Source organism: Rhodoferax sp., assembly GCF_014859475.1.
Taxonomy (GTDB): Bacteria; Pseudomonadota; Gammaproteobacteria; order Burkholderiales; family Burkholderiaceae_C; genus Rhodoferax.
The window spans coordinates 1-9,785 of record NZ_JACUUE010000094.1; the positions used below are offsets into that span (position 1 = coordinate 1).

A 9,785-nucleotide genomic window follows, 5' to 3' on the forward strand; every position below is an offset into this window, starting at 1 on the left:
CGCTTCGCTCGCGATGACGAAGTCTCTGTTCAAGGCCCGTGTGCGGTATCGGGCCTGATTCGGGGGGCTCGCAGTGACGGCTTCCTTGTTCAAGGTCCGTGTGCGGTATCGGGCCGGATGCGGGGCTCGCAGTGACGAAGACGCCACCCTCAGCCGTGCCAATACTGAATGGCGGTGTTGAGCAAATACAGGGCCAGCAGGGCCAGGCTCGACCAACTCGCTACATGCGCAATGCGCCGGGTGGGGCGGCTGGCCAGCGACACGATCACAACGCCGCTCATCAGGCAGGCCGTGATGGCGGTGGCCGCATGCACCGGCGACACTTGCGCATAAATGGGCCCTTTCAGATACGCCACATCATCGAGTGCCAGAATCATCACGTCAAATAGATTGCTGCCCAGCAGGTTACCCACCGCCATGTCCAATGCGCCAATGCGCACAGCGCCCCAAGTGGTGGCCAGCTCGGGTACCGTGGTGGCAAAGGCCACGAACAGGGTTCCGACAAAGGAGTGGGTCCAGCCCATCAGCCGGGCCAACTCGACAGCGATGATGGGCAGCCAGATGCCGGCGCCCACAATCACGCTGGAAGCCATGCCGTAGCCCATCAGGGCCGCCTTGAGCGTCATGCCTGTTGGCTCGAATTCGTCGGCGCGGGCGGGGTGGCGCTGCTCGATCACGTAGAGCGTGCGCATGGCCGCCAGATAGATGCCCAGCAGCAACACGCTGGCGAGGCTGATGTGGCCGATGGCCGGCATCATGCCGCTGCCACCCAGTAGCAAAGCCAGTGCAGCACCAGCCAGCAAAATGACACCAAAGCCGGCAGATACCGCGTGGCCATGGCCAAGCTGTTGGTACAGGCTGTCCTGGCGGTAGAGGATGTCGATGAGCGCCAGAATGGCCAGATTGAACACACAGGCGCCCAGCACATCACCCACCGCAATGTCGGGTGCGGCTGCCACCGTGACCGCGCTCAAACCGGTGACCAGCTCGGGCAGCGAAGTCACCGTGGCCAGCAGAATCATCCCCACCCAGTTGCGCGACAGGCCGGTGCGGGCGGCAATGGTGTCACCATAACGGCTCAGGCGCACGCCGGCAAAACCGATCAGGCCGGCGCACAGCACAAATTGCAGCCAGACCAGCACGACGGGTTTCATGGTGCGGTGCCTGTGCTTGCCGGGCTTTGATGTCTTTGGCTGCGCCAGGCTTTTTCAAGCTCTACCGCCACGCCCACCGTGGCTGCGGCGCTCAGGCAAACGAGTAGCTCGGCCAGGCTCAGCGCTTGGGTCTTGAAGATGGGGTTCAGTGCCGGCACGTAAATGGTGGCCATCTGCAGCACAAAGGTGAGCAGCACGGCACCGAGCAAAGGCTTGTTGCTGCCCAGGCCGATTTGCCAAAGCGAGTCGCGCTCGGAGCGGATCGTCATCACGTGGGCCATTTGCGACAGCGTCAGCACGGTGAACACCATGGTCTGCCAGTGCGGGTTTCCAGTGGACAAGGCCCAGGCTTGCACGCCCAGGCACAGGCCTGCTATCAGCAGGCCAAAGCCCAGAATATGCTGCCACATGCCGTTGGCAAACAGGCTCTCGGTGTGGGCGCGGGGTGGGCGCTGCATCACGCCGCGCTCGGCGGGCTCAGTCGCCAGCGCCAGGCCGGGCAGGCCGTCGGTGACCAGATTCACCCACAGGATGTGGATGGGCAGCAGCGGCATCGGCAGAAAAACCAGCGGTGCCAGAAACAGCGTCCAGATTTCGCCGGAGTTGCCGGTCATGGCGTAGCGCACAAACTTGCGGATATTGTCGAAAATGCGCCGACCCTCGCGTACCGCCGCCACGATGCTTGCAAAGTTGTCATCGAGCAGCACCATGCTGGCGGCCTCGCGGGCCACGTCGGTGCCGCCCTTGCCCATGGCCACGCCAATGTCGGCGCGTTTCAGGGCCGGGGCATCGTTCACGCCGTCACCGGTCATGGCGACAATCTCGCCTTGCGCCTGCAAGGCTTCGACAATGCGGATTTTTTGCGCCGGATCCACCCGGGCATAGACCTGCACCTCGGCGACGCGCAACGAGAGCGCGGCATCGTCAAGCATGGCCAGGTGCTGCCCGGTCAGCACTTCGGCTTGCGGGTCGGTCACAATGCCCAGGCGCAGCGCAATGGCGCGCGCCGTTGCGGGATGGTCGCCAGTGATCATGACCGGTGTAATGCCCGCGCTGATGCAGTCGCGCACCGCGGCTGCGGCCTCTGGGCGCGGCGGGTCGATGAGCGCGATCAGCCCCAGAAACTGCAAATGCTGCTCGATGGTGTCGGGCGTCAGCGTGTCGGGCAGGGTGGCATGGTCACGTCGCGCCAGCGCCAGCACGCGCAGGCCCTGGGCGGCCAGCGTGTCGGCCTGGGCGATCACCTTTTGGAGGTCCAGCGCCAGGGCACCTTCAGGCATCCATTGCGAGTCGCAACACGCCAGCACCGACTCAGGGGCACCTTTGGTGTAGCCGGTAAAGCCCTGTGCACTGGCATGCAGCGTGGTCATGCGCTTGCGCTCGGAGTCAAAGGGCAGCTCTTTCAAGCGCGGCCACTGGGCCTCTTGCGCTGCCTTGTCAACGCCACCGGTCTGCGCCGCCACGACCAGTGCCGTCTCGGTGGGGTCGCCCTGCCAGTCTGGTGTGGTGCTGGAACTGTTGGTGGGCCCTTGGCCGCTCTGATTGCGGTGCGCGTCGTTGCACAGGGCACCGGCACGCAGGGCCTCCAGCAGCACTGGCCCGGGAGCTTGGTCGCCCGGCACCCAGGACTGCTCTTGCCTCCAGACCAGTTCGGCATGCATTTTGTTTTGCGTCAGGGTGCCGGTTTTGTCCGAGCAAATGGTGCTGACCGAGCCCAGCGTTTCCACCGAAGGCAGGCGCCGCACCAGCGCGTTGACAGCCACCATGCGCCGCGCGCCCAGCGCCAGCAGCACCGACACCACGGCCGGCAGGGCCTCGGGAATAGCCGCCACGGCCAGACTGATGGCAGTGAGTGCCATCAGCAGCGCCTGTTCGCCACGCCAGACACCAGCCACAAAAATCACCACACAAATGCCGATCACGACCAGCGCCAGCCGTTTGCCGAAGGCGGCCAGGCGTCGCTGCAGTGGCGTGGTGCGGTCTTCGGGGTCGAGCAGTTGCGCCACTTTGCCGAGTTCGGTGGCTTGGCCGGTGGCCACCACCAGGCCGCGCCCGTGACCCAGCGTGGCAGAGGTGCCCTTGAAGGCCATGTTGAGCCGGTCGCCCAGCGCGCTGTCAGCCGAATCTGGCAAGGCCGCAGCGTGTTTGGCCACCGTGACCGACTCGCCGGTGAGCGCGGATTCATCCACATGCAGCTGCGCGCTGTGGATCAGCCGCAGGTCGGCGGGCACCTTGTTGCCGGCCTCCAGCAGGACGATGTCACCCGGCACCAGCTCGCGCGCCGGCACGTCCTGCCTTTGGCTGCTGCGCAGCACGGTGGCGCGGGCGGCGGCCAGTTGTTTGAGCGCCGCCAGGGCGCGGTCGGCGCGCCAGCTCTGCATGAAACCGATCGCGGCGTTGAGCACCACAATGACCAGAATGGCCACGCTGTCGATCAGGTCGCCAATCAGGCCAGACACCGCGGCGGCGGCCAGCAGCACCAGCACCATGAAGTCGGTGAATTGGTCCGCCAGAATGGCCAGCGGACCGCGCTGCGCCTTGCTCGGCAGCTCGTTGGGGCCATGCAGCGCCAGGCGCCGCTGCGCTTCGGCCGCGTGCAGGCCGTGCTCGGGATCGACGGCGTGCTCGGCGGTGAGCTCGTGCACCTCGCGCTGGTGCCAGGAGCGTGGCTCGGGTGAGGGCATCAGGGCAGGGGTGTTGCTGGTCTGCATACGCGCTAGTCTGACCATGTATTTATCAATAGCCCTGCGCGCCGTGACGGCTTGGGGCTCGCGGGTGTTGTTTGTGAACAAGCCCTCAGGTCTGGCGCAGCTGGGTCGGCACCAGCGCCTGCAGTGACTGCACCTGGCGCTCCAGCAACTCGATCTGGATCAGCTTTTCAAGCAGCATGGCCACGGTAAACAGGTCAAGGTCAAAGTCGAGTCGCAGTTTGGACGCGGTGCGCAAGGGCGCCACCCAATGGGCGCTGAAGGCGCGCTCTGGCAGGCTGTTCAGTGGCACCAGAGCGTTGTAGTCCACCAGTTCGTCGAGTTCGGCCGGGCTCATGCCGCAGCAATCGGCGAGCTCGGTGAGCGTGATGATCTCGGTGGTGTCAAGCGTGAAACTTTCAACGCTGGCGTGATTCATTGGGTTCCTCCTCGGGGCTTGAAGGTTGAGACTTTGGCCAGTTCCTGGAACAGCTCGCGTTCACGCGCTGACAGCGTGGCGGGCACGTCGATGTGGACGATGGCATACAGGTCGCTTTTGTCCGCCCGCAAGCCGCGCCCGCGCAGGCGCAATTTGCGCCCGCTGCGGGTGCCTGGCGGAATGGTCAGCAGCACCGGGTTGTCGAGCGTCGGCACTTCGACCTCGGCGCCCAGCGCGGCTTCCCAAGGGGTCAGCACCAGGTCAAAATACAGGTCGTGGTGGTCGGGCCGGAACACCGCATGCGGCGCCAGCTTGATGTGCAGGTAGATGTCACCGTCGGGGCCGCCGTTGCGGCCCTTGCCGCCCTGGCCGCGCAAGCGCAATTTCTGGTCCTGGCTGGCGCCCGGCGGTATGGTGACTTGCAGCGTGCGCTCTTGCGTGCCCTCGGCCAGCGTCAGGTTGACCGTGGTGCCGTGGCGGGCTTGTTCAAGTGCAATGGTGACCGAGGTCTCGAAGTCCTGGCCCTTTAAGGGCATGGCTTGGCGTGATTGACCTCTTGGGCCACTTCGACCCTGGCCCATGGCGGCCAGCAAATCGGCCAGGTCCACGCCGTCCAGATCATCGAACGACATGCCGCCCGGCGCAAAATCCTGCTGCCATTGCGGTGGCGGCCTGAAGTCGGCGCCGCTGGCCGGGTGGCCGAGCTCGTCATAGGCGGCGCGTTTGGCTTCGTCTTTCAACGTGGCGTAGGCCTCGCCGATTTCCTTGAATTTCACCTCGGCATCGGGTGCCTTGGACATGTCCGGGTGGTGCGTACGCGCCAGTTTGCGGTAGGCCTTTTTGATGTCATCCAGACTGGCTGTGCGCGGTACACCAAGAATGGCGTAATAGTCTTTGTATTTCATGGTGTGGTCAGTTTGCGTGGCGCCTGACGATCTTGCCTTGCGTTTACGCAAAGATTGTCAACGTGTGGCGCCAAAAATTTGCCAGGCTGCCAGGAACATGGCCGCAATCAGCGGCCCGAGCACAAAACCGTTGATGCCGAACACCGCCATGCCGCCCACCGTACTGATCATCACCACGTAGTCAGGCATACGGGTGTCCTTGCCCACCAGCACTGGCCGCAGCAAGTTGTCCACCAGGCCGATGACCAGCACCCCGTAAGCGGTCAGCGCCAAACCCTGCCAGAGGGCGCCGGTCAACAGGAAGTAAAGCGCCACCGGAGCCCACACCAGCGCGGCGCCAATCGCCGGCAACAGCGACAAGGCCGCCATCAACACCGCCCACAGCAAGGCGCCTTGGACACCCAGCGCCAAAAATGCCAAGCCACCCAGCGCGCCCTGAATCAGCGCCACCAGCAGGTTGCCCTTGATGGTGGCGCGCACTACGGTGGCGAACTTGTGCCACAGTTGCTGCCGGTGCACAGGAGCCAGCGGAATCAAGCGCCCGATGGCGCGCACCGTGGTGTCGCCATCGCGGATCAGAAAGAAAGCCAGATACAGCGCAATGAACAGGCCCACCACGAATTCAAAGGCGTTTTGGCCAATGTTGAAGACCTGGGTGGCGGCAACCTCGGAGCCTTGCGCTACTGTGGCGGACAGCCGGCGTTGCAAAGTGGAAAAGTTGACCAGACCAAAGCGGTCGAGGATGGCGCCCACCCAATCCGGCAACCGGTTGAAGGCGCGGTGGAAATACAAGCTTGGATTGATGTCGCCTGACTGCAAGCCCTGGTAAAACCAGGCCGCTTCCTGAGCAAACAACAACAGCACCAGCGTTGTTGGCAATATCACGATCAAGAGCGCGACCGACAGCGTGCACAAAGCGGTCAGCGTTGGTCGCTGTCCCAGCCGTGGCAACAGCCAGCGGTGTAGTGGGGTGAACAGCAGCGACAAAATCAGGCCCCACATGATGGCGGCAAAGAAAGGCAACAAAATACTGCCCAGCGCGACGGTGACCAGCGCCAGCAATACCAACAGCGCCCAGCTTTCGCGGGGCGCAGAGGGGCTGGTGGCCCGGTGGGTGCAAGGGTCAGGCACCAGAATGCTCAGTGCGTTGGTTTCCTGATCAATTTCCGGTCCTGAAGCACCGTCTTAGCGGTTGCCCCGCGAGTGACTGAACAGACTCACCAGCGCCATCAGCGCGGCACCGGTGGCGGCTGCGATCAGCATGGCTTTGACGGGCTCGTGGCGGATGTAGTGCACGGCGTCGTCACCCGCATAGCCAGCCTTGACGCGCAACTGGTGCGCGCTGTCGCGCACGCCCTGCGAGACGTTGTGGGCCAATTGCTGGGTTGACTTGGCGACCTGGTCTGCCGCATGGCTGGCTTGGTCAACCAATGCGTTGGCCATTTCGGCGGGTTGGTTCGTGTTCATTGGGAGTCCTTTGGGGTGAGGTTGCAAAAATGGGCATGGCGCGCGTTTGAGGCGGCTGATCGGTCAGCGTTTTTTGATGACGCCGAACAGGAAGCTGACAATGGCCAACACCAGAAAAATGAAGAACAGTGTCTTGGCAATACTGACCGCACCGGCAGCGATGCCGCCAAAGCCGAACAGGGCGGCAATCAGGGCGATGACGAAAAAAACAACAGCGTAGTGCAGCATGGGAGGCTCCTGGTGAGCAGGCCGTGGGCCCGGAAGACCTCAATTTAAGTGAATCGGGCCACCCGGTCTGTTCGCTGACGCACAGAGCCAGGGTCAAATTGCCAATGAAGTGGCATAGGCACCATCCAGATGCTGCTGCGCCATGCTGATCAAGTGGCCGGCTTTTTGTCGAGCACCACCAGGGCAATGCCACCCAGAACGGCCAGCGAGGTCAGCACAAACGCCAGCGTGATGGGTTCTTGCGCAAACGCGGCGCCGGCCAGCGCGGCCAGTACCGGCACGCTCAATTGCACGGTTGCAGCGCGTGTCCGGGTCATGTGGGGCAGTATGGCGTACCAGAGCGCGTAGCCCACGCCCGAGGTGAGGGCGCCCGACAGCAGCGCATACAGCACGCCCAGGGCATCGAACTGAAGACGTGCCAGAAACAGGCCACTGAGCAGCACCGACAAGGCGGCCGCCCGCAAAAAATTGCCTGCCGTGTCGCGGGTTGGATCGCCCACGCCGCGCCCGCGCAACGAGTAAACGCCCCAGGCCGCGCCCGAGGCCAGCATCAGCGCCGCGCTGCCCGGCGGTGGCGCATCCAGCGCCGGCAACATGATGGCCACAACCCCGGCCAGCGCCACCAGCATGCCCACCACTTGACGGCCAGAGAGCCGCTCGCCAAAGCGCAGTCCGGTGACAATCATGGTGGCTTGCACCGCACCAAATAACAGCAGGGCGCCAATACCGGTGGACAGGTCAGCGTAAGAAAAAGACAAGGCAGCGGCATACACAAACAAGGCCAGCGCTGACATCCAGTTTCCTCCCAGGAAAGGCGCCTGGCTTGCTGCGGTGCTGGCCCTGGGTCGCAGACATTGCCGGGCGTAAACCAGACAGGCCAGCATCACGGCACCCGAGATCAGGCGCACCGACGTGAAACTGGCGGCATCAAGGTTGGTGTGCTTGAGCGCCAGACGACACAGTATGGAATTGCCGGCAAAACACAGCATGGTCATCAGGGAGAGCAAGCCCAGGCGGAGCAAGGTCATACGGCTGCCAGCCATTTCAGATCTTCGGGCTCATCGATGTCATGCAGCGCGGGCTGCGTGCTGACGCGCCAGTTCAGCTTGTTCAAGCGCAGCAGCGTCTGTGCAGCCACATCACTGGTACTCCACGCCATGCTTGAAAAAAGTGATGGATGAAACGTGTTTAAACCCAACAGCACGTAGCCGCCATCGAAAGCGGGCACTAGCGTGGCATCGAGGTGCTGCAGCGCTGCGGCAGCCTGTTGCAGCCGTGGTGCCTTGAGCGTCGGGCAATCGGTGCCCACCAGCAACACCGATTCACCGCCGTCGAGCACACGTTGGGTGGCACGCGCCATGCGCTCGCCCAAGTCGCCTTCGCCCTGATCGGTCAATTGCACGCCGCCTGGCAAGGCAAAGGTCTGCCACACTGGATCAGCGCTGTCGGGCGTGACGCATAACTCGACCGGACCGACCCGGGCCGTCAAAGCGCGCACCAGTGCATCCGCCAGCAAACGCTGGGCGAGATCGGCCGCACCTTGCGCGCCCAGCGCCGGAATCAAACGGGTTTTGGCAAAACCGGGCAGCGCCGCCTTGGCAAAAATAACGATGCGCACCGGCTTCATCGGTACGCCTTGGCCAGTTGCGCCGCGGGCACGCCACGCCAGTATTGCCAACGCAGGCGCCACATCAGCAGCATGGTGCGCCACACGCCATGGGTTTCCCAACGCCTGCCGGAGGTGATCACGCAAGGCCTGAGGCACGCCGGGCGCGAGATGCGGCGCAAGCGTTTGCTGAGCTCGATGTCTTCCATCAGCGGTTGCGCGGGAAAGCCGCCGACCGACGCGAACACCGCGCGACTGACAAACATGGCTTGGTCACCGGTGGCAATGCCGCTCCAGCGCGAGCGCAGGTTCATCATGGTGCCAATCACGCGCAGCATCGCATGCTGCCCGGAGATGCGCACATCAAAACGCCCCCAGCAATGTGCCTGGCTGGCCAGGGCTTGTGCGACCAGCGCTGGCGCGCCTGCGGGCAAGCGGGTATCGGCATGGAGGAACAACAGCACGTCGCCGGTGGCCTGCGCGGCCCCCGCGTTCATCTGCAGCGCCCTCCCGCGTGACGAGCAAATTAGCTGCAGGCCGACGCGCTCCACCAGAGCGGCTGAATTGTCAGAACTGCCGCCATCGACCAGCAGCACTTCGCAGCCGCTGTGCTGTAGTGGCAACAATTGCGCCAGCAATCCGGGCAGGTTGGCAGCTTCGTTGAGCAGCGGGACGATGATGGAAAGTTTCATGCCCCGCCATTGTCACCCGACGCGGTCAAGCGACTTTGTAGGCGGCAAATTTTTCATCGACCGTGGTGGCGAACGCCTGGTTGCTGTAGTTGCTTATGGCCTTGACCGCTGCGGCGAGGATGATGTAGAGCAGGTCTTGCTCCTGGTAGCCGGCATCCAGAAAAGCCTGCACGACTGCGCGATCGGGTTGGCCGTGCTTGGCGACCATCTCCACCGCCATGGCCGCCAGCGCGGCGAGCTTGGCGTCGGGAATCGGCTGGCGCGCGCGGATGGCCTCCAAGACATCTTTTGGCACGCCCGACATCTTGTCGGCAATCATGCTGTGGGCGGCTGTGCAGTAGTTACAACCGTTGTATTGGCTCACAGCCAGAAACACCACTTCCTGCTCGACCGGGCTGAAGCCCGATTCGCTGCGAAACAGCGCGTAGCCGTGCAGGTAGGTGCTGAGCATGGCCGGCGCGTTGGCCATGTTGGCGTACATGTTGGGAATGAAGCCGACCTGCTTGAGGGCCAGATCAAGAATTTCCTTGGGCTTGCCTTGCGCGCTGGCATGGTCGATGGGCTGGAGCTTGTTGATGATGGGGGTGGTTGACATGGGGTTTCTCCT

The 9,785-nt window shown here is 63.6% G+C and carries 11 protein-coding genes; all 11 read right to left on the reverse strand.

Annotated elements, in window-relative coordinates; genetic code table 11:
• Positions 1-149: 149 nt before the first annotated feature.
• A complete protein-coding gene (locus tag IBX54_RS09350) occupies positions 150-1,154 on the reverse strand; it encodes a sodium:calcium antiporter (protein WP_296542386.1) in 1,005 nt (334 codons plus the stop codon).
• On the reverse strand, positions 1,151-3,946 hold the full coding sequence (locus tag IBX54_RS09355; RefSeq protein ID WP_296542387.1) for a cation-translocating P-type ATPase: 2,796 nt from the start codon (positions 3,944-3,946) through the stop codon (positions 1,151-1,153). Before IBX54_RS09355 ends, IBX54_RS09350 begins: the two co-directional genes overlap by 4 nt.
• Positions 3,947-3,950: 4 nt before the next feature.
• A complete protein-coding gene (locus tag IBX54_RS09360) occupies positions 3,951-4,280 on the reverse strand; it encodes a chaperone modulator CbpM (RefSeq protein ID WP_296542388.1) in 330 nt (109 codons plus the stop codon).
• Positions 4,277-5,185 (reverse strand): J domain-containing protein, encoded by a 909-nt coding sequence (locus IBX54_RS09365; protein ID WP_296542389.1) that lies wholly within the window; start codon positions 5,183-5,185, stop codon positions 4,277-4,279. The genes IBX54_RS09360 and IBX54_RS09365 overlap by 4 nt, the downstream gene beginning before the upstream one ends.
• A 57-nt stretch (positions 5,186-5,242) precedes the next feature.
• Positions 5,243-6,316 carry an AI-2E family transporter gene (locus IBX54_RS09370; RefSeq protein ID WP_296542390.1) on the reverse strand — a complete coding sequence of 358 codons (1,074 nt, stop codon included), beginning with the start codon at positions 6,314-6,316 and terminating at the stop codon, positions 5,243-5,245.
• Between the two features lie 54 nt (positions 6,317-6,370).
• Positions 6,371-6,652: a hypothetical protein gene (locus IBX54_RS09375; protein ID WP_296542391.1), complete on the reverse strand. Its 282-nt coding sequence runs from the start codon at positions 6,650-6,652 to the stop codon at positions 6,371-6,373.
• A 63-nt stretch (positions 6,653-6,715) separates the two neighbouring features.
• A complete protein-coding gene (locus IBX54_RS09380; RefSeq protein ID WP_296542392.1) occupies positions 6,716-6,880 on the reverse strand; it encodes a DUF1328 domain-containing protein in 165 nt (54 codons plus the stop codon).
• 149 nt (positions 6,881-7,029) lie between these two features.
• The gene (locus tag IBX54_RS09385; protein ID WP_296542393.1) at positions 7,030-7,908 is read right to left on the reverse strand and encodes a DMT family transporter; all 879 of its coding nucleotides are present in this window, start codon (positions 7,906-7,908) and stop codon (positions 7,030-7,032) included.
• A complete protein-coding gene (locus IBX54_RS09390; protein ID WP_296542394.1) occupies positions 7,905-8,507 on the reverse strand; it encodes a TIGR04282 family arsenosugar biosynthesis glycosyltransferase in 603 nt (200 codons plus the stop codon). The genes IBX54_RS09385 and IBX54_RS09390 overlap by 4 nt, the downstream gene beginning before the upstream one ends.
• Complete coding sequence (locus IBX54_RS09395) at positions 8,504-9,178, reverse strand: TIGR04283 family arsenosugar biosynthesis glycosyltransferase (protein ID WP_296542395.1); 675 nt, start codon at positions 9,176-9,178, stop codon at positions 8,504-8,506. The genes IBX54_RS09390 and IBX54_RS09395 overlap by 4 nt, the downstream gene beginning before the upstream one ends.
• A 25-nt stretch (positions 9,179-9,203) precedes the next feature.
• Positions 9,204-9,773, reverse strand: coding sequence for a carboxymuconolactone decarboxylase family protein (locus IBX54_RS09400; protein WP_296542396.1), 570 nt, complete (start codon positions 9,771-9,773; stop codon positions 9,204-9,206).
• Positions 9,774-9,785 lie beyond the last annotated feature (12 nt).

Coding starts and splice junctions, on each gene's coding strand:
- IBX54_RS09350 (WP_296542386.1), bottom strand. CDS start 1,154: ATGAAACCCGTCGTGCTGGTCTGGCTGCAATTTGTGCTGTGCGCCGGC.
- IBX54_RS09360 (WP_296542388.1), bottom strand. CDS start 4,280: ATGAATCACGCCAGCGTTGAAAGTTTCACGCTTGACACCACCGAGATC.
- IBX54_RS09365 (WP_296542389.1), bottom strand. CDS start 5,185: ATGAAATACAAAGACTATTACGCCATTCTTGGTGTACCGCGCACAGCC.
- IBX54_RS09375 (WP_296542391.1), bottom strand. CDS start 6,652: ATGAACACGAACCAACCCGCCGAAATGGCCAACGCATTGGTTGACCAA.
- IBX54_RS09380 (WP_296542392.1), bottom strand. CDS start 6,880: ATGCTGCACTACGCTGTTGTTTTTTTCGTCATCGCCCTGATTGCCGCC.
- IBX54_RS09385 (WP_296542393.1), bottom strand. CDS start 7,908: ATGACCTTGCTCCGCCTGGGCTTGCTCTCCCTGATGACCATGCTGTGT.
- IBX54_RS09390 (WP_296542394.1), bottom strand. CDS start 8,507: ATGAAGCCGGTGCGCATCGTTATTTTTGCCAAGGCGGCGCTGCCCGGT.
- IBX54_RS09395 (WP_296542395.1), bottom strand. CDS start 9,178: ATGAAACTTTCCATCATCGTCCCGCTGCTCAACGAAGCTGCCAACCTG.
- IBX54_RS09400 (WP_296542396.1), bottom strand. CDS start 9,773: ATGTCAACCACCCCCATCATCAACAAGCTCCAGCCCATCGACCATGCC.